17 protein-coding genes, 1 tRNA gene and 1 pseudogene are annotated in these 24240 nt (G+C 55.2%); 6 read left to right on the top strand and 13 right to left on the bottom strand.

Annotated elements, in window-relative coordinates; genetic code table 11:
- Positions 1-44 precede the first annotated feature (44 nt).
- Positions 45-842, bottom strand: a complete 798-nt coding sequence (locus ACR0JA_RS05955; RefSeq protein WP_480571387.1) for a PDDEXK family nuclease — start codon at positions 840-842, stop codon at positions 45-47.
- 677 nt (positions 843-1519) lie between these two features.
- Between ACR0JA_RS05955 and ACR0JA_RS05960 the strand changes: the two genes are divergently transcribed.
- From ACR0JA_RS05960 to ACR0JA_RS05980, 5 genes are all read left to right on the top strand, one after another.
- A complete protein-coding gene (locus tag ACR0JA_RS05960) occupies positions 1520-2086 on the top strand; it encodes a metallophosphoesterase (RefSeq protein ID WP_480571390.1) in 567 nt (188 codons plus the stop codon).
- 50 nt (positions 2087-2136) lie between these two features.
- Positions 2137-2940 carry a metallophosphoesterase gene (locus ACR0JA_RS05965; protein ID WP_480571393.1) on the top strand — a complete coding sequence of 268 codons (804 nt, stop codon included), beginning with the start codon at positions 2137-2139 and terminating at the stop codon, positions 2938-2940.
- A gap of 332 nt (positions 2941-3272) precedes the next feature.
- A complete protein-coding gene (locus ACR0JA_RS05970; RefSeq protein WP_480571396.1) occupies positions 3273-4406 on the top strand; it encodes an RNA ligase RtcB family protein in 1134 nt (377 codons plus the stop codon).
- Positions 4403-5044 carry a peptide chain release factor H gene (prfH, locus tag ACR0JA_RS05975; protein WP_480571399.1) on the top strand — a complete coding sequence of 214 codons (642 nt, stop codon included), beginning with the start codon at positions 4403-4405 and terminating at the stop codon, positions 5042-5044. Before ACR0JA_RS05970 ends, prfH begins: the two co-directional genes overlap by 4 nt.
- 1 nt (position 5045) lies before the next feature.
- Positions 5046-6290: an AAA family ATPase gene (locus tag ACR0JA_RS05980; protein ID WP_480571402.1), complete on the top strand. Its 1245-nt coding sequence runs from the start codon at positions 5046-5048 to the stop codon at positions 6288-6290.
- 387 nt (positions 6291-6677) lie between these two features.
- On the opposite strand, the gene ACR0JA_RS05985 is transcribed toward ACR0JA_RS05980, so the two are convergent.
- From ACR0JA_RS05985 to ACR0JA_RS06010, 6 genes are all read right to left on the bottom strand, one after another.
- On the bottom strand, positions 6678-7610 hold the full coding sequence (locus tag ACR0JA_RS05985) for a serine protease (RefSeq protein WP_480571404.1): 933 nt from the start codon (positions 7608-7610) through the stop codon (positions 6678-6680).
- Between the two features lies 1 nt (position 7611).
- The gene (locus ACR0JA_RS05990) at positions 7612-8892 is read right to left on the bottom strand and encodes a trypsin-like serine protease (protein ID WP_480571406.1); all 1281 of its coding nucleotides are present in this window, start codon (positions 8890-8892) and stop codon (positions 7612-7614) included.
- Between the two features lie 57 nt (positions 8893-8949).
- The gene (locus tag ACR0JA_RS05995; protein WP_480571409.1) at positions 8950-9849 is read right to left on the bottom strand and encodes a hypothetical protein; all 900 of its coding nucleotides are present in this window, start codon (positions 9847-9849) and stop codon (positions 8950-8952) included.
- Positions 9850-9899: 50 nt separating this feature from the next.
- Entirely contained in the window at positions 9900-11699 is a 1800-nt protein-coding gene (locus ACR0JA_RS06000; RefSeq protein ID WP_480571412.1) for a peroxidase family protein, read from the bottom strand.
- A 162-nt stretch (positions 11700-11861) separates the two neighbouring features.
- Positions 11862-14249, bottom strand: coding sequence for a S8/S53 family peptidase (locus tag ACR0JA_RS06005; protein ID WP_480571415.1), 2388 nt, complete (start codon positions 14247-14249; stop codon positions 11862-11864).
- The gene (locus ACR0JA_RS06010) at positions 14188-15369 is read right to left on the bottom strand and encodes a phosphatase PAP2 family protein (RefSeq protein ID WP_480571417.1); all 1182 of its coding nucleotides are present in this window, start codon (positions 15367-15369) and stop codon (positions 14188-14190) included. The genes ACR0JA_RS06005 and ACR0JA_RS06010 overlap by 62 nt, the downstream gene beginning before the upstream one ends.
- A gap of 203 nt (positions 15370-15572) precedes the next feature.
- Here ACR0JA_RS06010 and ACR0JA_RS06015 point away from each other — a divergent pair, with 203 nt between their 5' ends.
- On the top strand, positions 15573-17159 hold the full coding sequence (locus tag ACR0JA_RS06015) for an AfsR/SARP family transcriptional regulator (protein WP_480571420.1): 1587 nt from the start codon (positions 15573-15575) through the stop codon (positions 17157-17159).
- Positions 17160-17257: 98 nt separating this feature from the next.
- Here ACR0JA_RS06015 and ACR0JA_RS06020 read toward each other — a convergent pair.
- The 6 genes and pseudogenes from ACR0JA_RS06020 to ACR0JA_RS06045 form a co-directional block, all read right to left on the bottom strand.
- Positions 17258-17446 (bottom strand): annotated as a pseudogene (locus ACR0JA_RS06020) (transposase); the annotation flags it as partial.
- A gap of 43 nt (positions 17447-17489) precedes the next feature.
- Positions 17490-19616, bottom strand: coding sequence for a hypothetical protein (locus ACR0JA_RS06025; protein ID WP_480571423.1), 2127 nt, complete (start codon positions 19614-19616; stop codon positions 17490-17492).
- Between the two features lie 64 nt (positions 19617-19680).
- Positions 19681-21564, bottom strand: coding sequence for a UvrD-helicase domain-containing protein (locus ACR0JA_RS06030; protein ID WP_480571426.1), 1884 nt, complete (start codon positions 21562-21564; stop codon positions 19681-19683).
- Positions 21561-23432: an ATP-dependent nuclease gene (locus ACR0JA_RS06035; protein WP_480571429.1), complete on the bottom strand. Its 1872-nt coding sequence runs from the start codon at positions 23430-23432 to the stop codon at positions 21561-21563. The genes ACR0JA_RS06030 and ACR0JA_RS06035 overlap by 4 nt, the downstream gene beginning before the upstream one ends.
- A 69-nt stretch (positions 23433-23501) precedes the next feature.
- Positions 23502-23762 (bottom strand): AAA family ATPase, encoded by a 261-nt coding sequence (locus ACR0JA_RS06040; protein ID WP_480571432.1) that lies wholly within the window; start codon positions 23760-23762, stop codon positions 23502-23504.
- 365 nt (positions 23763-24127) lie between these two features.
- A tRNA-Gln gene (locus tag ACR0JA_RS06045) sits at positions 24128-24202 on the bottom strand.
- Between the last annotated feature and the right edge of the window lie 38 nt (positions 24203-24240).

Genomic DNA, 24240 nt, shown 5'->3' on the forward strand with positions numbered 1-24240 from the left:
CCATCAGTAGAGGTCGACGGTGTTGAAATGGAGTTTTTGGGTCATCAAGCTGCCCTCACCATCGTGAAGAAGTTGATGCGACCGGGGCTGACCTTCGCTAGCACTCCTTCATACATGCCTCGGACTATGCACCGAAACCCGCGACCTCCTGCACGGCATAGGCGCGTCAGGTCACAAATCGAGATTTCTCCATGGACGCTTTCCAAAACTTCGGCCAATCGTGCATCGACGTCATGATCGGGGCAGAGGGCAAAACGCTGATACATGATCGCGTTGAAGGCTTGGACGCGTGAAATGCAGTGTTCCGTAACAAGACGAAGTTCATCTGCAATCCTGGGAACGATGCTTTCTCTGAGGCACTCAAGCTCCCTAATGAAACGACCAGATGCTAGCCGTTCCGTTGGTTTAACGGCAACGGCAATACGACGGCCGTCCCGATTTTGGATCAATAGATCAATGAAGTGCTTAGCAGCCTTTCCAGTTTCGTCTGTGAAAGGCAATGGGCCAACCTGCTCACGAACCTGCACGACCGACGGATTAACAAGTGTCAGTGCGAGGTGATGATACTCAAGCTGGCTATCCAAGCCGTATCGTCTTGGCAGTCCTGTTTCCAGATCCAAAAGGATCGCAAGGATCCGGCATGATCCACGAGATCGTACATTGATTGGACGGTTGCCACGATACGGGAGCGGTGTAACGTCCAGCATTTCAATAGGGCCAAAATCATCTGGAAATTGCTCTGTAGGCCCAAAGGCGCGCTGGAACGCCCCCGGCAACCCTGACAAATCGATAGGTGGAGTCGATGCGATCTCCATCACCGCGTGATCGAGTAGCATATTCATAGCAAAGCATCCCTGTTTCCGAACACGATTGCGTCGGATTTTTGAGCGCAAGTGATCAGCCGCTTGCGCGAGTCTGTTGACTTTCAAATTGTGAGGTGGGATGAATAAGGTGTATCAAGCGGGGTCTGGATTGCGAAAGCATCCGGGCCTTTGCTTATTCAGCACATACCTCTCGCTGAAGCTGGTTGATTGCTAGTTCATGCGGCGTTCTCCTGATCGATTGAAAGGTGTTTTGAAGTGGCACGCGCGGCTTCCAACGTCTCCGCGATCTTTGCCATGATTGGAGCGCTGGTTCGTCTGCGATGGATTACCATACTCACTGTGGACGGGTGCCGGTTTATCGTCGCGGCGAATTGCGCAATGGTGAGGCCCGCCTCAGTTGCCAGGCGAAATTTTATCTCAGCCGCGCTCATCTCACATTGCATTAAGCGGAGTCCACTTTCCTATACGACATGGTCGTATCTTGAATCGCCGTGTGTTTCATTGCAATCCCTCTTATAGCCATAAATTGGCTTTTTTGGGTACTATAATACCTCAAAAAGTCCTTAAGTTAATAGTAGAATCAATATGTTACGCAAGATTTTCGCTTTTAGTTGATCTGTGGCTTTCATTGCGCGATTGAGAACCACTATCCCAAGTCAATCGACAACATTGAAGTGAAATCCGGGAGCCGGAAAATGGCCAATTGGTACACTGCTGATACGCATTTCTCGCATGAGAATGTAATCGCTCATTGTGATCGTCCATTCCGGTCGGTAGCCGAAATGGATGCCGTCCTCATTGAAAACATGTGGAAGGTCGTGAAGCCGGATGATGAACTATGGATAATTGGTGATTTTGCATTTGGTCCAAAAGCGAAAGAGGCACCATATTTGGCGGGTGTTTTCAGCCAGCTGCCCGGCGCGAAAAAGCACCTGGTTGTTGGGAACCATGACCTCAGTCCTACTTTAGAACTACCGTGGGACAGCATACATTATTTGGTCGAGGTCAAAGACGGGCCTCAAAACCAGGCTCATACACTTTGCCACTATCCAATGATGACTTGGAACCATGCAAGGCGCCAAGCGCTTCATCTTTTTGGTCATGTTCATAACAACTGGAATGGATCCAGGAACGCTGTCAATGTTGGCGTCGATGTGTGGAACTTCACGCCGGTTTCATTTCGGCAAATTGCACAACGGGCGAAGTCGTTGCCTGTCAATAAACACTGGTCTGATGTCGAGCCAAGGTCTTCCCTAATCTAGTTCGGTTCATCAACTACTACGAAACAGTCTGGTAAGTTCGGAGCAAAAATGTGGCGCAATTCTTGGCATGGAGCGATTTGCATGACGAGTTCTGGGAAGGTTTTGAGCTACCCGACCTGGCCTCTCCGATAGACGGAGTGTTGATCGCAGGCGATACCAACACGATGGGTCGCCACTTGGATATCCCCGCTCGGGCCGCGCGCAAATACGGGTGCCCGGTTGTGACCATTTGGGGGAATCATGAACCTTATGGGTCAATCTGGTCGGAACTACTGGCCGACGAAGAGCGACAGCTTGCTAAGCTGTGCGCAGAAGGCCTCGATATTCGGGTCCTACATGGTGCGGCAACGGAAATTGCTGGTGTTCGTATCATCGGAGCAACGCTTTGGACTGATCTCCGACTGTTTCTAGGATCGGACACGCAAACGCAGATGATGCTGTCTGCACACCTTCAGGACTATCGAGAAATACGAACCGCGCCTGATACAAGGTTCACAGTTGAGGACATGCTGGAACGTCATAGAACCGACAAAGTTGCGCTGTTTGAAGCGCTGCACCGGCCTCATTCTGGCCCAACGGTTATAATGACACATCATTTGCCAGTACGGGAGCTACTCACGCCTTGGCGCACCCACCAAAGCAACCCGGAGCGTTTGCTGAGCAACGGTTTTGCAAGTGATTTGTGGGATGAAGTGCGAAAGCTTAAAGTCCACACTTGGATATGTGGGCACAGCCATGAGCAATTTTGCTGGGTGGGAAAAGGCGATCATGGATCGATGCGCTTTGTTTCCAACCAAAGAGGTTATCCAGGAGAGAGAACAGCATTTGATCCTTCGTGTTTGATGGCAGTTTGACCCGTTCGATCGCCAAACGTATCAATTGTACATGCTTCGCAGAGAAGCTTGGTGGTAACCATAGAGCCACAGTTGCGTTGCTGTTTGGACACGACTTGCAGTCGGCAAGTTCAAAACTGTTGAGGGAATCTGCAATCCCACTTATCCGACGACCTCCAATTGGTCCATTGGACCCAAATCGTAACCCCAAAACAAGGAAAGGGACATACATGCTTATTCGTCATTTCGCCCTTTCAGGGCTGATCAATACCTAAACTGAAATCAGATCAGGTTTGATCCAGTTCGCCGGCTCGTAGCTGGCGCATCTATATACGTTTATTGGGTACTATCTCATGGGCAATTCTGTCTTGGATGGTCGCGCGTCAGCCGTGTCCGGCGACGGCATCATCACGAAATTCTATACATCTGCGGCCTGGATCGAAGGACGGGCCGAAGCGCAACTCGAAGAAATCGCCGGCTGGATCGGCGTGCAAAAAATCGCGGCCTTTCCCGATTTGCATCCGGGCAAATACGGGCCGGTTGGATGTGCCGTTCTGGCGGACCGTATTTTTCCGCAACTGATCGGTAATGATATCGGTTGTGGCATGTCTCTGTTCCAGCTTGATCTGCCTGTGCGAAAACTGAAGCTGGAGAAAGCGCTACGCCGGATGCGTGTTCTTGGAGAACCTGCATCTGAAGATCCGCGCTGGCGACTGGAAGATGCTGGCCTGCCAACCGATCTGTTTGCCACATCGCTCGGTACGGTTGGTGGCGGCAATCATTTCTGCGAAGTGCAAACTTTGGCCGAGGCGGATGACTGCATCCGCCTCGATACATCACGCCTGTATCTGCTGGTTCATTCCGGATCGCGCGGATTTGGCAATGCGGTTCTTGGTTCGGTACCGGATGGTACCTTCGCGGGCCTTGATCCCGAAAATGACACCGCGTTGGCTTACTTGCGGGATCATGACCGGGCCGTTCGCTGGGCCAGCCTGAACCGCCATATCATCGCTGAACGCGCGGCGGAGGCGCTGCGGGCAGATCTGATGCTGTTGGTTGATGCCCCGCATAATTTACTTGCGCGGCATGGCGATGGCTGGCTGCACCGCAAGGGCGCGGCAGTCGCCGAGCAGGGATTTGTTCCGCTTGCCGGATCGCGGGCTAGTGCAAGCTATCTGATGGCTCCGAACGGTCATGACGACTCACTAAGCAGCCTCGCTCATGGTGCCGGGCGACGCTATGACCGATCCTCGATGCATGGTCGAGTACGGGCCAAAAAATCTGACATCGAGGCCATGCAACGCACTCCCTTAGGCGGCCGAATTCTGTGCGAAGATCGCGACCTTCTGATTGAAGAGGCGCCTTTGGCGTACAAATCGGCCAAGTCCGTCGCCGAAGACCTGGAGCGAACAGGTGCTGCGCGTTCTGTGGCGGAGTTCCATCCGCTCCTGACTTTCAAGAAAACGCGTGACGGGAGGCCGTCATGACTGCATCCCGACATATCTCACTCTTGGTCACCAGTGGCAGCGGTCCTGCCGAATGCCAGCAAGCCGTTGCAGGCGTGCTGGAGGCAATGCGCGAAGAGGTCGAGCTCCTCGCCGTGGACTTCGACACCAATGGGGTGCGTACAAAACATGGCTATAAGTCCGTAGTGGTTCTGGTAAGCGGTGCCGATGCGGAGGCCTTCGCCAAGAATTGGCGCGGTACGATCCAGTGGCGGGCGCAAAGCAATCTGCGTCCGACGCATAAACGGGCCAATTGGTTCATTGGGGTGTTCGACCTGCCTGCACCGGTGCAATCACCTGAACGCATTCAAGCGAGCGACGTCACTTTTGCAACCTTCCGGGCGGGCGGCCCTGGTGGGCAGCACCAGAACACGACCGATAGCGCAGTGCGGGCGACGCACAGGCCAACGGGGCTTTCGGCGGTGGCACGTGAGGAGCGCTCACAACACCGCAATAAGGCGCTGGCGTTGGAACGCCTGCAGCATCTGATGGCCGCCCAAGCCGCAGCGGATGAAGCCGCACAAAAGGCGAGCCGCAACGAGCTGCACTATGCGCTCGAACGCGGCAATCCGGTACGGTGTTTCAAAGGTCACGACTTTCGCGAAGTGAAAGGGGGCTAAGATGGAAGCATTCGATCAATTCCTGACCAGCGCCCTGACCAGCGATTTTTTCGCGGGCGGCTTAGCGCTCGGGGCATTCGGGGTCGCGGCAGCCTTTCTGCGCATCGCGTTCGTAGCCATGTACCGTGTGATTATTCGGCGCGTCTGGGTCAGCCTGACGCTCGATAACCGGAGCGCGGCCTATCGTCATTTCTGTATCTGGATGGAGCAGAACAATGTTCTGTCCCATTCGCGCCATGTGCGCATGACGGATGGGAAATGGGCTCGAGGAACAAAGGGCTATGCACCGGCTCCCGGGCGGCATTGGTTCTTCTGGCGAGGAAAAATCTGCCGTCTGGAGCGCGATATCAATGAAAAGTCAAAGGTTGGGGCCGCTCACAACCAGCGACCCATGGAGGTGCTGAATGTCACCGTCCTGTTTGGTAAAGTCGAGACGATACTGGGCTGGATCGCTGAGGGACGTACGCTTTCCCGAACCAGGGATCGCATCGGCCCTGGCCTCCATATTCTGAAAGGGGATTGGTGGGATCATGTCGGCGATGTCCCGCGCCGTTCCGTCAATACGGTACTGGTGGATGACGATCGCATCGAGAAAGTGCTGAAGGACATGCGTTGGTTCTATGGAGCCAGCAACTGGTACGCGGAACGTGGTGTTCCCTGGCGGCGGGGGTATCTGTTTTACGGCCCTCCTGGCACGGGCAAGTCGAGCCTCATTCGTGCGCTGGCGTCAGACCTGTCATTGGATATCGCGTCGCTGGATATCGGGCGTGCGACGTTGACAGATGATGATCTGCGCGAAGCGATGATGTGTGCCCCCAAGGGGTCGCTGATCTCAATTGAGGATGTGGACGCTGTGTTTACACAGCGCGAAGGTGGCGAGAAACGCTCGGGCGTCAGCTTTTCGGGTTTGCTCAATGCCATCGACGGCGTGGCCGCGCAGGAAGGGCGGGCGCTGGTCATGACCACAAACCACAAGGAAAAGCTGGACCCGGCCCTGATCCGTCCGGGCCGCGCCGATGTGCATACCAAGCTTGGATTGGTGGATGCTGCAACAGCCCGCCGAATGTTTGAGCGCTTTTTCCCCGGTGAACGCGACCTGGCCCGGGTGTTCGAACAACGGTTAGGAGATCAAAAACACAGCCCTGCCCAGGTTCAAGGTTGGCTTTTGGCCAACAGCGCCGACGCTTATTCTGCTGCGCAGGCGTCGGTGCTGGAAGGTCGTATACAAGGTATCGCCGCCGAATAGGCAAGCAGCAGCGTTTATGAAAGCTGCATTTACTCCTGCATTCGGCGAGACGGTCATAAATTGCCAGCGACCCGAACCTGCCGTTGGCTGCGGATACAAAATCAGAGACTGAAAGAGGTTCGCACAAGCTGACATTGCCGTCATTGAGTCTCGATACCCAAAGGACCGTTTTGTGCACCTCGTCACCTATCAAGAATCTTGATGAACGGCGTAGGATGCAAATTTGCAACACACATCGATCGAGGAGCCAGTAGGCTGCCAAAATTCAGCCGCAACGACATCCAATATGTTGCCAAATTCAGATAAAGTCTGTTTGGCGGCGGCTCAAACGACGCGGGAATGATTGTGAGAATGCCACAATCGTCCGATCGCCAATGAAGGAATAAACTACGAGTTCTTCTCGATCACATCGCCAATCCAATCGATGTAGTATGCTACACTGGTGTAGATTCCAAAGAGGTTGGCACCACCGCATCCCCGTCCCCAGCTGACGATGCCAACCAGAACTGGCTCGGTGGTCAGTTGTGCCAGTGATGTCGGTCGGTGAAAGAGTGGCCCGCCGCTGTCGCCTTGGCATGAGTCGAACTCTCCCGAACGGTAGCCGGCACAGATCATGCCCTGGGTGATCTCGTCGTTGAACGGTTCATAGGAGGCTTCGCAGGTACTGCGATCTACGAGGGGCACGCGAACTTCCAGTAGGTCCGGCGAGGCAACGCCCCCTTCAGAGGTGCGACCCCATCCCGCCGTATAGAGCGCGGTATAAGGGTCATAGACCCAGGCCGAATCTGAAACGGTGGGAAGTCGGATGCTACCACGAGCGACGTCCGTAACCGTGCCTGGGTCGGAGAGTTGTAGAATGGCGATGTCATGTTCGAGCGAGAACGGATCATACTCGAACGCGCCGTTGGTCCCGTCAGGCAGAAAGAAATTAAGTACCTGCTGGATTTCCCCGCCAGCAAACCCGCTTTCAATATTCAGCGCGCCGCTGAAAACACTCAGGCGGGACTCCGCTAACCTGTTTCCATTGTGGTCGGTGACGCAATGGGCTGCGGTGATCGCCCATTTCGGCTCTGTCGCGTTGTTATTCCAGGAGACGACTTTGCCGTCGTTCATGATTGGAGAGACGAAGGACGCCCCACACCAGTGGCTGCCATCGAGGCGCAGCGACATCATCCATTGGGCTTTCCGCACCACCCCGTCGATTACTTCACCGTTCAGAATACGTTCGGCACCATTTGCACGGCCAGCCTTGCTGTCAGCCAGCGCACCTGTCGCTGCCAGGCCCGCCATGAGGGCTGTAAGAAAGATAGGTCTCAACATTTTAGTTCTCCTTTTTCAGTAGGTTGATCCAATTTATTACCTGTTCGGTTGCTAGATTTGTGTAGATGCCACCGTCACCGCAGTAGGGGGCGCTCGCACCACGGCGCTGCCGCGAGGTCAGGCCGACAAGCCGGTACGTATGGTCCGAGGCGATCATATAGAGGGGGCCCCCGCTGTCGCCTTTACATGTGTCGACTCCCGCTTCGTTGAATGAAATCCATTCCTGTCCGGGCAGGCACCCTTCGCCGGCGGCAACGTCATCCTCAGTGCAGGCCCGCACCTTGATCGTCGCATGGCGTTTGATACCACCGACGCTGTTGAAATCACTTGCCCCGAAACCGACGATCGTGCCGACGAAAGACGCGAATTCCACGATCGCTGAGGTCGGAACGAACTCTTGGAAATGCGCATTTGGTATGGCAGTTGGGTCAAGCGGGTGGACCGCCGCAAGGTCCACGCCAGAGCCTGTCGCGCAATAGGACGCATCGAAAAATGTTACGTCGCCCTTGAGAAATCTGTACTCATTGAAGCCCCTGCGATAGTCAGCATCAGCAACAAGTGCGTTGCCGATCCAGAAAGTGCTTGGGCTCGAGTCGCAGTAGCAATGGGCCGCCGTCAGCACGACGTTTTGTGAAATCACCACGCCAGAACACAACCCACCGCTAGTTCCGCGCAACGCGACTGTTGCAGCAAATCCCTGACCGGTGATGATACTTGCAAGCCGCGGCGCAGCGGTTGGCGAAACGCCTGGTGTCGTTGGTAAGTTTCCGGGAATGCCCGGAGTCGGGTCGCCGCCGCAAACCGCCGCGGCACCGCAGTATCCCGTGACACCGGGCACTTCGGGAGGGTTTTGAGGATCCAGGATGGGAGGCAACAAGTCGACGCCGTCGATCGGCGCGGGCATGTCGGACGGGAAGTTCGGAACGACCGTTATGTCGGTCCCAACAGGAAGACCGGGAGCGAGTGTAGGCTCCGGTTGTCGTATGGTATCCAGGCCGTCGGAAGGAACCGGGGTTGTTGGCAGGGTGGTTGTTCCACTGTCGACCCCACCGCGGTCGCCAGCACCGCCGCTTCCGCCTCCGAGACTACCACCTCCAAGTCCTCCGCTACCGCCTCCGAATCCACCACCCCCACCGCTGCCGGTGCCACCGAAGACTGGTATCAGAGTCGCATTTCCATATGGTTCGTGACCGAAGTCGAAGGCATGCGCCGAACTGGCCCCCAGAAGGGCACTCATTGCGACGCCAACGACCAATGTTATCAGTCTCGGATGCTCGTCCATTGCGTGATCTCCTTTGGTCGGTACCCCTTCAGTCGAAGAGGCGATGGGCTGGCCATGTCACTCGGCAGCCGCGGCATTCGCTTCCGCCAGCTTCTTTTGGGCTTCGAGAAGCGCCACTTGTGCATCAATCTCGGCTTTCTGTTGTGTGAGCTTGGCCGTCCGCCCCGTGATGGCGTCGAAGGGAGCTGCGATGATGGCTTCGACTATTTTGAGTGGAATGGAGGCACAGCCTGCCAGTTCACTCGGTTTCTTGACCTGATATTGCGTCAGAATGCCGTTCTGGATGGTCATCGCGTTCTCGGTCTTCACGCAGGGCTTGCGTTTCATGTTGATTCCGATGACCTCCTGGGGATGTGGTACCACAGTGAGAACCGAGGCCGACTGGTAGGTGACCTTGACTGGCACCATGACAGGGACACAGAGTGACGAGTTCTCGGGACAACTCTTGCGGCCTGTCCCACTCGGGAACTGGGCGCCGATTGGCTGCACCGTCACGCCATTCTGCGACCCAAGCCGGTACGGGTCGACTAGGAACTGGCGTTTTTTGTTGTCACTCTCGTCATCCGTGCGCGCTTTCGCCGAAGGTTGGATGCGCAGGGTATCGACAATAGCCGTAACGATCTCGTCCGAACGGTCGTCGGTGTCTGCCTTGGCGATATTCAATAACTGGCGGTCATTTACGCCCAGGGTTATCACGTCATCCGCGGTTCCCGAGAACTGCGCCTGAGCGACGTAGCGGGCATTGACGTCGCCGTAGAGTACCGGTGTGACCGAAAGAACGGCACCTCCCTCTGCTGCCGGATCGTAATTGACTTGCATCAGGGCTTTCGGGAGGAAATAGACAACCCCGTCGATCGCTTTCCCGGATGGCGTGCCACGCTGAGAAATGACGGGTGACTGGGTCGAACAACCCGCGAGGATCACAGCCGCCGCTGCGCAGAGGTATTGCAGTTTCATTCAATGTGCCTTTCGAAACTTGGGTTTTTTAGCGCCTGTGGGCACCGAGTTCAGTCCATCACCCCTGCCGCACGCATTAGGCTCGGCATGTCGGTGATGTCGGTTCCGCCAGGCTGGAACTCCGAGCCTGGTGTCCAGCTCGCGCCGCCAGCCGCGGCGTTCCAGTAGCTGTCGGGATCATTCGCGATCAGACCGACGATCGTCTCAGCGACGATTCGGCTGCCAAGAGGACCGAGACACTCGCCGTGGCCCAGGATTTCGGCCTCCTTGAGCACGTAAAACCAGAGCGGTGTCGCATCGACAAAGTTACCGTTCTCTACTGCCTCTCCGGTCGGTCCGGAGACAAGTTGCGTTCTCGAAAGCTGCGGCAACGTCACGCCATGGACACGCGCAAGCTCGGCTAGACAGCCCTGGGCGCTCGGCAGGTTCAGCCGATGGCCTCGACGCAGGTTGCGGCGCGCAAGATGGCGCAAAACTCCGTGACCACCTGCCTCTTCGTTCACCATATTCCCGAGAGGAATGGCCAGGTTGGTATCGATTTTGCGTGCGGCACGGTCGGGCATGTCTTCGGTAGGTCCGAATACGAAACGATCCCATTCGATCGGCCAATGATCCGGCAACGAGATCGTTGATCCAATCACAGGGACGTCCATCGGTTTGTCTCCGTTACCGGTAAACTGGAACAGAAGTTCGAACGGCGCGGCCGGAAGCAGCGGAGCACCTGTGTCAGTTCGGCCGAATTGACGATTCCAATCGTAGCTGTTCCGAACCATCGAATGGCCGAACCGAAATGCGGCGGCCGAGAATTCAAGCGGCATCGGCAAGAGTTCGGCGCGTGCCGGGGCCGGGTGATCAGCCAGAAAGGCTGTGTAGACAGGTGCCTTCTGTGCGACCACGTCTCGCAAGGTCGCGTCATTGCATATCGTCGCCAAGTAGCTGTGGATCACGAGCCACTGGTAGACCCAGCTCGTGCGTAACCGCGCCCAGTCAAACAGCCCGTCATGATCGGTCGGCGCATTTGGGAACTCGACGCGATTGTCCCGCACATGCTGCACGATTACGTTGTGCAAGCGTACCCATATCAGGTGAAACTGAGCCACCGCGAGGTTTTCGTCGTTGCGCCCGTCACCGAGGATCGCGCGCTGAAGGTTGACCTCGTCGGTCGCAGGATTGAAGAAAGGCTTTCTTACATCCGGACCCAACCCGTTGAGCTCGGCTTCCGTGACCACCCCGCGCCGTAGGAGATCGTGCAAGCGCAAGAGATCGCGGGCGGGATCGTGTGGTGGTCGGATGTCGTCGAACCCGGTCGCCGTCACTTGCCCTACCCAAAGCTTGGCCATATCATCCGGAAACCGCAGCGCCTGAGCTAATTTCTGGGCAAATGGCCCCAGAAGAGGTCCACCACCATGCACGCTGTCGAGATTGAGCGCGCTGGCGCGCAGGTTTTTGAGGTTGTCCGAGATGAAGTCTCTTGCCAGTGGAGTTACCTCGGGCTCGTCAATAACAAAAACACTTCCCTCGCGGTCGGTGTTTGCTGTCAGGTCGTGGTCAATGAATTGACCGAAATAGGTGAATACCGGCGGGATCTCCGAGTTCTCGTCAAGGTCTGCCGGCTCTCGAACCATCGCGTCGGCAAGTTCGTCCAAAGTGCCTGCGACGCCGTCCTCCCTAGAGGCGTTCGATGCTTTACCGAAGAAATACCCGAAGCTCCCAAGCTCCGGGTCCGCGGGCATCTCGGCTTCGTCCATGAAGCCGCACGCCCCAAAATCGGACGCAATCCGGCCGCTATATCCATTTTTCACTTTTTTGGCCGAAACCGCAGTCGTACCGTGCCCGGGAAGCAAAAACATGTTGTGTTACCTTCTCAAATGAATGCCTTTGATCAGAAGGTACCAAGAGCAGCGGTACGGCGCGTCGTGCCCAGCGTTAAAAAACCGTCAATGAAGCAGCCCGTTCCGCAAAAAAAAGAGGGGCGCTCAGAGCGCCCCTCGGTTTCGTACTGAAATCACTTGCTAAAATTTCCCGCGGCGGAAGAAACGACCTAGTTGTGCTTCTGCGCGGTCCGAATCTGGTCTCACAGGGTTCGGCATGCGGCCCTTTCCAATCTTGAGGGGTGAGGCCTGTCCTGGGAAGTGGGTTTCGGCCTCCATAGTCTCCGCCAGCTGCTCGAATTCCCGAATGAAGGGGTCCGGGTCTGGAAAACCACCTGCGACCCGTTGTGTGACAAGCACGCGTGCCGCCATTGCAGACGGGAAACTTGTTCCGGCGAACGCAGCGGCCGAACCGTCCCGAGCGCCGGAGGAAAGGATCCCGAAGTGTGCGGCCCCTTCCGAGCCGGGCAGCGACGCTGTCGGCTGAACCGAGCCTGCACGGAAGGGGCTCTCACGGTCCGGTACGTCGCCGTCTTCGACCCTGCGACTGCGAATGATCCCGGTCCCCGAATAGGTTGCCGGTCGGCCATCTGTCCCGCGATGAGCCGCGATCGTGGCGGTATATCTGGAAATTCCAATTGCATTGATCGTGCCATGACGACGCACAACGTTCGAATTGTCTTGGTTGACGGGCAAGTCTGTCGGCACCAATGAGTAACCGTAGCTGTCAACACGCCGACCTGTTTCGTCAAAGCGGCGGTATTCCGGTCTTTCTAGATAGCTGCGCTTGTTCACTGCGGTTACAGGCTGCGCCGTCTGATCGGTCTGAACATTCGCAGAAACTGCCAGCGGTTCCGATGTGGTGTTGCGCACGCGAACGCGCCACGGTCCGGCAGGTGCCACGGCCTGGCCGCTCTCGAACAACTGGGTCTGCTTGATAGCGACGACATAGCGCATTCGCTTCCGGGGACGTCTCTCAGCCCGGTCCTTGGTCTCGACATTCCTGCGCTCCTCGTCTTCGAACACCTGGGCGTAAATTCGCGCCACCACGTCGGATGCCGCACTCTCGCCTGCGCCCGGCATACGGGCAACGAGATCGACACTACGCCATGAAAACGGACTCGCTCGATCGAATTCCGGTGCGGTCAAGTTGGATGTGACGCCGTCGGGCGAAACAACCTCGATCTGTAGCGGCATCAGGTCGCCAAGGTCGGGGGTTCTCCAAGGCGCCCATATCTCGAGGAAGTTCGCCGACTGATCATCGGGTTGAATCCGCCACTCGAAGGTCTCGGTGGCCCCGGCGTTAAGCCGGACGCGGGCATTCCCTTGTTCAAGGTTTTCGTTGCCAGCCGGGATGGTAAGATAGACCGCACGCAAGCCGAGGTTTTCTCGCGCCTTGTTGATCTTGCGGATCGTACGTGCGATGTGGTCGTGCCCGTCGCGTGAACTTGCCTGCTTTCCGAAGGACAGGTTGATAACTAGCTCAAAGCCCTCGTTCTCGGAGTTGTCACGCTTCGCAGCGGTGTTACCGAAATTGAGCGTCCAAAGCTTATCCGCCAAAGCAATGATCCGCCAAATCGCCAGAAGCGCGAAATACTCAAGAAAGACGGCAGAGTGCCCAACAAGCGATCTTTCGGGAAAGTTCACAAGCAAGAACCGCGTCGCGTCTGCGAATTCCGATGAGGGCTCGGCACCGCCCGCCAGATGCAAGGTATGGGCTCCGTGGGACGCATGGCGGCCCAATTCCCGGTTGCCGAAAATATTTTTAAAGTCCTCTGTCCATGTGTTGCGATTGTAGGCCTCTTCATCGAGATAACCCGTTCGCATGTCTCTAGAAGGCGTGTGTTGAAGAATTAAGTCGTTTATCTCATGCGCCAGAAGTTCCCGACCGAAGGGAAGATAGTTTTGCCTCGCGCGGCCTTCGACTTCGGGTGGGGTCTCAGGCTCGAACACAGCCTCTTTCAGATCCGAACGGTCCGCGGCTTGCTGCCAAGCAGCAAGAATGCGGGTAGTTCCGTCGTCCTTCCGCGTCCAGCGGTGACCGAGCGGAATACCGAGATCTATTACGCCGATAAGGCGGGTTTCTCTGTCGACCTTCAGCGCATCGGGAAGTTTGCCGGGATCGGCATCTGCGTCAGCAAACACCTGTGGAAAATCCCCGTACTCGTTCCTGTGATTGTGATGAATTTCAGGCTCAATAAACGCCTCTTTCGGCAATGGCGGAAGGGCATTTCTTGCGAGTATACGTTCCAGAGCTTCGGCAATGATTATTTTAGTCTGGGATCTAGCGGCGTCAAAATCCTTCGGCTCGCTGCGACCGAACAATACGGGTTCCGGTTTAAACCGGACTACGCCATCATCGTTATTGCGAATAGCAGCATGGCTACCGCCAGTGAAACCGTCCCAGTCCGCATAGGGCGTCTTGTAGTCTGTTTCGACCAGTTTCCAGACCTTGTCCCATTCAAGCTTAGGCACGGCCCCACTCCTGATCAAGAACACGGCTATAAATTGCAGCCAGCGGGCCAGCATGGGAAACTCTATGTGGAGTCAATGCTTCCCAATTCGGAATTGGGAATGAACTGAGCAGAAAGTCTTGCGTCGGAGGAAATTGTTCGCTGTTTGCCGATGCTTCGAAATCCGCTTGGAAAGCGTCTATTTCGGTCTCACTTGTAACTTTCTGCAATATAGCCGAAATGGCATCCCCAATTACGCACCCCAGAAGGGCCCCAGCTGCGCTGTCGACAGGGAAATGGACGCCTGCCACTGTCCGGTTCGCGCTGATACGATGGGCGATGCGCATTATTACAGCCGGGTCTTTTTCGGTGCCCCCGAGAATGCCAGTTCGCAAACTCACTCCTGGGTTCATCAAACGATGCAACACGGTCGCCAGCGCGAAACTGACCGTCGCGTGACCGCTTGGGAAAGACGAGTGATCCGGTGTCTGAATAACGGGATGAATGCGCGCCGAATAGTCGATCGGTCGCGGCGCCCAGCAGAAGTGCTTCATCTGCAATGAGAGCGCATAGGCAATGTTCTGAACTACAGTCAGAAGTTCGAGCGTAGATTGGCGCCCCGCTGCGTCAAGCCGTGCAACCGAACCCATATATGAAAGAATGTCAGCCGCTTGCGTATTGATCTCGGGAATGCGATCAGCCCTGAGATCGGCATAGTTTCGAAGCCAAATCACCTGCTCCTTGAACACGGTATCCCGGTCAGGTGTTGCAATTTTGCAAACAGGTTTTCCGTCGAAATGCAACGCTCCTCCTGTTGGTGTCATGTCTCCTTCGGTTGCGAGTACTGGGGCGACGTTGAACCTCGAAAGCAACTCGGCTGTCAGCATCGTCATGCGCCGCTCTGCCGTTAGGTAACGCATTTCGCTAAACCCCTTCGGTGCACCCGCTGGAACCAGATCCACATCGCCGGCCCAATAGCCGATCACGGCGTCATGGGTGACAGTAAGCCCGATATTTAGAAGTGGGGTGCCGGGACCGCCGGCATGGGCGCCTGCGCCCGAACCTCCCGCACCGCTGCCGCCTGCACCGCTACCGCCTGCACCTGATCCGCCTGCACCGCTACCGCCTGCACCTGATCCGCCGGCTCCGCTACCGCCTGCACCTGATCCGCCGGCTCCGCTTCCCATAATCGCCATATTTTTTCCTCCAATTCGGCTCGCACATTGAGCAGTAACTTTCTCGCGCGGCGTGCCTTATCCCGAAAATTGCCAATCCATAATCAAATTGGTCAATGGGACCGGAGAGTTTTTTGCGGTCTTTTCACGGAAAACCGCCTCGGTTGATCGACAATCAAAGATGAGAGATACTCCCTTAGATTAGTAGAGGTATTGTGGGAGCAATGGAGTCGCGAAAAATAGCCATTTCGCTTAATGGAATGATGGCCATTAAATTGCGCGATGGCACCTATGCCGATCTACGAGGCGCGAAGGCGAAGGCCTTGGTCGCGCTGCTTGCTACGGCGCCGCGACTTACAAGAAGCCGCACTTGGTTGCAGGATATGCTCTGGAGTGATCGCGGTCGCGAACAACGATCCGCAAGCCTCAGGCAGTGCATCTCTGAGTTAAAGACTGCTTTAAGCACCGATTCCGATGCGCTTTTTGCAGACCGCCAAAAGGTTTCCTTTGCTTCTGAATGCATCGAGATCGCTGAAACTGACCCCGAACAGGGGGAGTTCTTGGAAGGACTACGCGTTCGAGACCGTGCTTTCCAAGCCTGGCTAGAAGAGCAACGTGCGAAGTTTCATGTGAACTATCCGTCCTCTCCTGCACACAATCCCGTTGACGACCGACTTGTGGTTTTCATTTGCGAAAGTGACGAACAGCGCGATTGCCTCGCACTTGAAGACGCTTTTCAGCACAGTCTTATGAAGTCGGTGAGCGAACAGAGTTTCGTGAAGTTCGGGAAATTCCGCACGTTGGACATCACCGGCAATTGCATTGTCGTCTCGGCAAAAGCCCATCGAATTCCCGGCGGTCTCAAACTTGTGGTAATTGTCGAAGATATTCGCGCACGTGCAATAGTCTGGTCGGGCAATTGTCCTTTGCTCGAAACGGACGATCCCTGGGCCAGAAACCCCAGGTTTCTCGGTATGGTCAATCAGGTGCTCGATTCCGTTGCACGAGCGCACCTCGCCAAGATTCCATCAAACAGGATCGGTGGTGACAAAGACGCCAATTTACTTGGCGAAATCGCGGTTCGTAACCTTTTCTCCATCAAAAAAGCGGACGTGGCCAACGCAATTGAGTTGTTGCAGCTTGCTTATTCACTGGAACCGCGTGGTGCCTATATGGGGTGGATTGCCCAAGCCCTCACGATCCAGTATGTCGAGCGTTTTGTGAAAATTGATCAGGAGTTGCGTGAGCGAGCCAAGGAGGCCTGCCGACTTGCCTTGACCAACGAGCCCAACAATTCAAATGTTCTCGCATGCGTTGCCAATACCCGCGCTAATATAGAGAGAGACTTCATTGCTGCCTCTGAATTGGCCCGTCAAGCAGTTAGGGCGAATCCCGTGAACCCATTGAGTTGGTACGCAGCTTCTAGTGCTGCGCTCTGCCGTGGCAGTCTCGAAGACGGATATAATTTTGCGACCATCGCCCAACGTCTTGCCGACGGTACCCGGATGAAATTTTGGACCGATTGTCAGCTCTCGATTGCTGCTGCTATGCTGGGTAAAGGTCCAGAAGCCCTGAAGTTTGGTGAGAGCGCGTCCGCCCTTGCCCCGGAATTCCGACCGCCATTGCGTTACCTGACAGCTCTCTACGCACTCTCGGCGGACCACGAAAATGCTAGACATGCCTTCGCGCGTTTGGCGGCCAAAGAAGAGGTGAGTATCGATCAAATGGTGGCTGACCCAGAATATCCCATCGGAATGATGCGTCGATACTGTCGCAGATTGACCGGTGCTCTTTCGGAAGCAGAAATTTGAATTCTTTTAAGCCCGGGGCTGCGTGCCAGACCGAAACGCCGAGGCCGGCGATTGCAGTGAAAGTTACCAACACTTTCAACCCACATTGTGAAGAATGGCCAAGAGATACTACCGCAAATCGCAATGCCTTCGCGGCGGCACAGCTCTGCAATGCTGTCCTCGCCTTTCAGGCCGTACAGCACAATCCTGATCTTCTCTTCTGCTGAATATTGCTTGCGCGTGGCGCGGCGGATATCTTTTACAACTTTCTCACCGTGGCTCTGGTTGGTACCGGGTTTCTTTCTCATCTCCACACCTTGGCGGTTACGATGAGCCAGAAAACCTATCTTATCAAATCGACCTAAACTGTCCCATTGGCGCTGACGTCAGACAAATCAAAGAAGCTAGCCTGTGTTCGCCGGAGGTGTGGATATAGAGCGACCCGTCGCTCAATTTGTCAGGCAAAACACCCACCTCAAGCAACAGGCGTTCGAAATGTCGATTGAGGAAGTGCATTTCATACAAGTTTGCCCAATCCTCCAGTCGGCGGTTAAATGCGGCAAGGTCTTCGTCAAAGAGCTTTGACCACTTCAAGAGTTCAAGCTGCGCAAGTGCTCGATCCAATAGCCCGCCTGGTCGGTGCGGGCCGATCATCGAAGCACGTGCCGCAAGATACCTTGTCATTGCCGTCATGAAACCCGACACATGGGTGGCACAAATCTCGAAGAACCGTTCATGATCGCTGTCCTCTTGATACTGCGTGTTTGCATCTGTTGTAACCGAAATCATCTGTTCAAGTTGTAAGAGAGCTTGCTCAGAATAGAATTCCAGCGTTCCCGTTGTGGGGGCTAGGAGACGGGTGGAGAAATAAGTCGCCAGCAACGTGTCATTGTACTGATAGAGCCAGCCCTCATACGGGTCCGCATGTGGTGCAAGAAGCGTTCCAGGAAATTTACCTTCCAGAAGCGCGTAGAATGCGGTTATCCCCAGGCAGTAACAGATGACCGAAATAGCGTCGTCGTTTTCGGTTTGGTCTTCCGAGATCAACTGGTTAGCAAGATAACCTCTAAGGATGATGTGGGTCTTTATGCCATCGTCACGCCGCACCGCGAGCGGCATGGCAACGCCACTGGGATTAGCGCACGCAGAGGGATCAATGCTGCGATCGATACCTGGACCTCGGTCGAGTTCCTGCAAAGCTGCCGCGTAGTCTGCGGCAAAAGTGATGCCATCTAGGCGATGGACCGGGAAGTAGCCACTAAATGCTTTGACTGCTTCATTGAGGCTTGCCGCTACTTTTTGCGCATAAGTCTCGTCTCCGAAGTCCTTGAAGGAGACGGAATACGAGAATCGGTCACTTACAGACAAATCAGTCCATTTGACGGGGTCACTATTTTCGTGTGAGACATTCACATCATCGCCGATGAGGTCTTCGACTGCCTCGCGGACAGCAGAAGATGTCATGTCGGCTATTCTGGCGCGTGCGAAGCCACCAAGCTCCGCAAAATCAGATTGTAAGACTTCATGTCTTCGGTTCGCCAAATAGAAAGTAAAACAGCTTTCACGTGAGGCCCTGCTATATATTTCCACAACCTTGCCCCAGTCATCCGCTACACTGCCAACCGCTAGTTTTGAGGATGACAATGGAACCACGACGCGAGTCATGCTTTTGTGATCCGCCATAATATAAGGCCCCCAACCGTTTGCGTCTTCGGCGACGGCAACACAGTCGGGCAGAACCGCATCTCCAGTTGGAAAGTCAACGACCCGCCATCGAAATTCCTCCAGCTTGGTTTTTCGAGGCCCCGGCACCAGCTCTTTCTCAAGAACTTGAGTATGCACCTTTCGGGGCATTGCTTGGAATTCTCTTTGGAAACGCTCCAGGAAAGCATCAAACTCATTTGACGCTGCATTCTGGAGTGCATCAAAGTCTTCTCGAATGGCCTGGTAGAGCAGACGCACAACCGCCTTGGGTGTCAAGTTGGTGAGCATGTTGATTGGATGCTGTTCGAACTGCTCTATTGCCATTTTTTCGAACTTTGACGGAACACAGTGTTTAGGTAATTCAATGCCATCGAAAAGCTCACTGGGTCGATGAATAAGTGTATCGATTGACGACACAAGCTCCGATGCCCCTACGTCTATGAATTCACGCAAGTAAGCAGCTCGTATTGTCAGATGTGCAACTATCTCGCTGATCAGGTGAGCTGGTAGAACATCACCTGCTGCAACAGCGCGCGCCTCTTCGACACCGAATTTCAGTTCGTTTTCGTATTCGGTAATCAGATCGTCCAGTGTTGGCGCATCTGTCATGGCAGGCTTTGAATAGAAATCTCGGGTTGCAGCGGCATCATCGCGGGATACCGGTACAGGATTTGGCAGACCGCGCCGATGCATCCAAAGCTTGTCACTTCCGTCTTGAATGACAAATTCCTTTAGGAAATGCCTAGGGATGAAGTGCTGCTTTCGACCGGCCATGGTAGTCCCACCTCTCTTCAAGGAGCTTTTGGTCTGTTACTGGGAAACAGTTTTACTTTCGGTCTTATTCCAAGACGAAGACGGAATCTGTCTCGAAGAACCCTTTGGCAATCAGTGCTGTGCGCATTTGCTTCGTATCGTCGGCAAAGATGATTACCGCCAAATCCGACAGGGCTCGCGAGCAACACACATAGAACAGTCGCCTCGTTCTATCGATTACGGAATCCTTTTCCTCGGCAATGTTCGCTCGGTCTCGATCTGAGAGCTCTGTAACGCCGAAGTACTTGCCGTAGGAGAAGGTGTTGGTTCGCCCTTCCTGATCGTCAACTACCACGATCACCTTGTCGAACTCCGCCCCCTTGATGCCTTGCTGCGTGGCGAATGGAGACATCTTTTCGATGTATTTCCGGTACCCCCATAGCTCCGATACGCCGCACTGCATGAAACGAAGGGCGGCATTGTCGACCGCAGGCTCGGCAACAGGTTCAGCAGTACTTGCGTACAGTTCGATGAGCTCGACGTAGCGATCATCGAGCGCCATCAAGTTGTTGTCTCTCATGAAACGGACGACATCGCCGACGCGCGCGTCCCCCCCGGCTTCCAACATCGTCACCAGTTCGCCGATCTGTCCTTGCAGGCCATTCAGAAGTCCTGCGGTGTCGACACCGGCCAGCGCATCCGGCTGCAACCGCGGACAGTGTTTGCGAAGCAGGCGCATAATCTCGAACTCCCGCGCTTGTTGACGCGCAAGCACTACTGGAAGGACGTACGACAAAAACGGGCGTACTACCCAGGCAGTGCCATCAATCAGTCCGCTACTTAGGTCCTCTGGCGATTTGTCATTAAGTGCGCTGTAGAGGTTTGGAAAATCCAGTCGGGTTGCCGCCATCCTGTGGACTAGCACCAGAAGCCGCAACGCATCCTCGTCCTCATCCTCCAACCAGCCTTGATCACCGTCCTGATCGGCCAGCCAGCGGCGTGCCTCTTCCAGACGTTCCTGTCGCCGGTAATCGGCGGGCAGGATCAATACTCTGGCTGACCCTTCGACGGGAGTGTCTTCCCCGTTCACCTTAATGTGGCGTCCGCGCGTTTGCTCAAGCTGGTCGTCTTCCGCCCTGATCCGGTTGATGGCGCGAAGCACGGCCTGCGGACACCGGAAACTTTCCGGCTTTTCAAGCGTCTCCCATCCCTCATCAGGCGGAATGGGTCCGGCACCTTGCATGTAAATTTTCTGCATCGGATCGCCGAAGAAGCCGAGACAGAAGCCTAGTGGAACCGCCCGCGCCACTTCGCGGAGCGCATCCACAAAGGCTGGGTCTGTGTCCTGACTTTCATCGACAAAGATGACCGGAAAGCGCCTAGTGAGAACGGTCTGCATCAATGCATGTCTGGAGACAAATTCAGGGCCGATCTTCAAGATATCGCTGTGGCCGAGGACGCCGTTTGAGTAGTCGCTACCGGTCCCATACCGGAAGCTCTTCACCGCACTGATTTCCGTTAGTTGTCGATTGTACCGTTCGATGTTCGCCGCAGCGCGGGTTTTCGTGGCTTCTCTCGTTCGCGGATTGTCGATTTTCTCTTGTTCTTCGGCAATCTTCTCGTGCAACCGGTTGCTCACCCATTCCCGAAGATTGTTCTGAAATGGCTTGATGACAGTCCAGAGAAAGCTATGGATTGTTGAGACATGGAATAGTTCGTCGTTCCCGACGTCACCATGAATTTCTTCCACAGCCACTTCGGTGTAGGTGATGCAGGCGACTTGTTGTCCGTTGCGGCGCAGGAAAGGCCCTTGGGTACATTCGATTTGGGCAAGGGCTTTCACGAGCGATGTTGTCTTTCCAGAACCCGCTCCAGCCACCATCACGAAATGCCGATTGCCATCACCCGCGAGCCGCTCGTGAAGTGCCGTATCGGTATCTGTATTGGGCTTGCCGATGCGGCTTGTCATGCAGTGTCACCTTCTTGCTGCTCTTCCTCTTCAACTGCTACGCCCAGCGTGGCTTCGAGCCATTCCAGGCCTTCTGCAATGTAGAGAGGGACGTTCCAAGCGTCAGGGTCCTTGGCGAGCAATGCGAGCGCAAAATCCGTTTTCTTGTAGTTCGAACTGTGAACTTTATCGTGAAGACGCCGTGCTAGGTCTTCCAGATTTTGCGGTGCGCGCACCCGGAGCCTCAACTCCCGATTGGCGAGTTCCTGTGTCCACTCCAGGTTGTCGAACGCGAAGGCGACTTCGAGCGTGCGTCCAGCGCGTTCGATCTGTTCGTCGCCACGCGCAAGATTGACGGTGCAGGGATATGTGACACGGGTAGCACCTAGCCCAAACTCATCCGCCGCAATTGTCTTGGCTGCGGCGTCGGCACCCAAGAGCTCGTCGATCCTGTTTGTGCCAGGCAACCATTGGGCAAGCATCTGGTTCGACGTCACCGCATCTGGTGTTTCGGGCGTGCAGGTGCTGCGCGCCGCAACTTCATCCCCGTCACCATCGTCGGCCACAGGTTCGGCATCAATCTCGTTTTCCTCGTCGGCGGGTCCGTTTACGCTGTCAAGATCGGTAACCACGAGCGTGGTTATCCCGATAAACTCTATAAGGGTCCGAAATAGGTGAGCGTAGGCTCCACCGATTTCGAGAACGCTAAGGTAGCAGGACCGCAGACCCGGCGCTGCTTTAGCGATCATCTGCGGCATAACTAGCCGTTCGACATTGCCCTCGACGAGCACCGCCGCGTCGGCAAAGAAAAGGTCACAGTGCGTTAGCTTCAAATATCGTTCAAGAAAGTCACGGCTCGGGTTGGCCGTGGTACGGTAGAACTCTGACAGGTTCAGGACCTTCGAGGCTTGTGCAATCCCTGTACCTTCACGCCTGAAATAGCGAATGGGCTGGAAGCCGCGCTCGTACAGGATATGCGGAGAGTGTGTCGTCAGCGCCATCTGCGTGTGGAAACCGTCTGGCACGTCACCTTCCGCCGCCAGAATCTCCAACACCTTGTTGACAAATACTTGCTGCAACTGGGCATGCAAATGGGCTTCCGGTTCTTCGACAAACACCAGATGCAGAGGAGGACGCTTCTCTTCCGTTGCCAGCCACTGTGCGTGAAGATCGAGCAGTTCAACCACCATGTAGATCAGGTTTTTGAAGCCGAGCCCGTTATATTTGTCGGGGAGCGTCAGGCCCTCATCGTTCAGGGCGTAATGAACATGGGCACCGTCCTGGCTGTTCATCACCGTCGCAGGATTTAGCGCGGATTTGATCATCAGGCGCGGATTGGTCAATCCCGGATATCCTAACTGCGCTAGCCGCTGGAGGGTATCGGCGAAGACCTGTTCGAGATGCTGGTTTAGCAGTATCTCCGAATCCGCGAGCGCCCTGATCGCGTTGTAGTCGTCACCGTGGCGCTCAAGATTTCTTTGGTAATAGCGGCTAAGGTGACGGGAAAGTTCCTCGGAGCGACTGCCTCCCTCATTATCTGAAAGATGGCGTTGTGCGTGCAGGAAATCGACTTTGATCAGCGAGTTGACGATGTCCTTTCCCGTTCGTCCTTGATCCCGCAGCAGTTCTTGCGGTTCGTAACCTTCGTTTGGCTCAAGCTCTTCGTTGAATTGGGCTTCATCAAGGACGAAATACTTGAACTCATACTCTCTCTGGAGTTCGTCTTCGAGGTATTCGCGCAGCGTACGCGGCGGAGCAACATACGGTTCCTCACCTTCCGGTGTCTCCAGGTCGGCGACCGCTTCTTGAGCCTGTGCATGCCGTTCCTGGAAGCGCGCCAAAGCCTCATCTTCGTTACGCGGTGCGAAGGAGATACGAACGCCGACCATCGCTCCTCGCCACTCGAGGTTAGGAAGAAGGTCGATGACTCGATGCAGGTCCGCTTGCTCGACCCCAAGCTATAGATCAAGCGACAAGACCGGAAGTGCAGCGTCTGCTTGACCGGCTTCAAACCCATCAATGTCGCTCCATCGGCATGCGCTTATGTCATGAAAGCTGACACGGTCACGGGCACCGCTAATGAAAAAGTGCATTGCGTGGGCAACGGATGTCTTGCCGCTGTTATTTGCGCCAACGAAGATTGAGATTTCGCTATCTAGATCAATCTTCACGTCTGCGAGGCGACGGTAATTCTTAAGTCTTATCTTGCTCAAATGCATTGCGTGTTCAATCTCAAATAACTTGACCCATTTACAATGCCTTAGGTTGATAGGGTTGGGTAGGAAAAACTTTTTGCGTGCTTGCGTATACCGAGCTCGTCTTCCCAAGCGTCGGCTTTCAACAAACTGAGACGAGCCTCTCGCACTTGCGGACAATGACAGCTTTCCGCCCTAGGTGCTGTTTCCAGGGCCTTCAGACCTCAAGTGCCGTGGCAGTTCTTGGAAACTAGGCAACCAGCCAACTGGGCTGAGAACCAATTGCAAAACCGCCAGTTTTGATAAAAGTTGCGCTCTTACCCGACAAAAGTTGCGTTTCAAGCCGGACAAGTTCCGATTCATACCGGACGACACATCAAGAAAAATCGTGGCTGGGGTGGTAGGATTCGAACCTACGATACACGGTACCAAAAACCGCTGCCTTACCACTTGGCTACACCCCAACGGTGAGCGGCTATCTACGACTGTTGTATTCCGGGTT

It is taken from the genome of Ruegeria sp. AM4 (assembly GCF_056540665.1).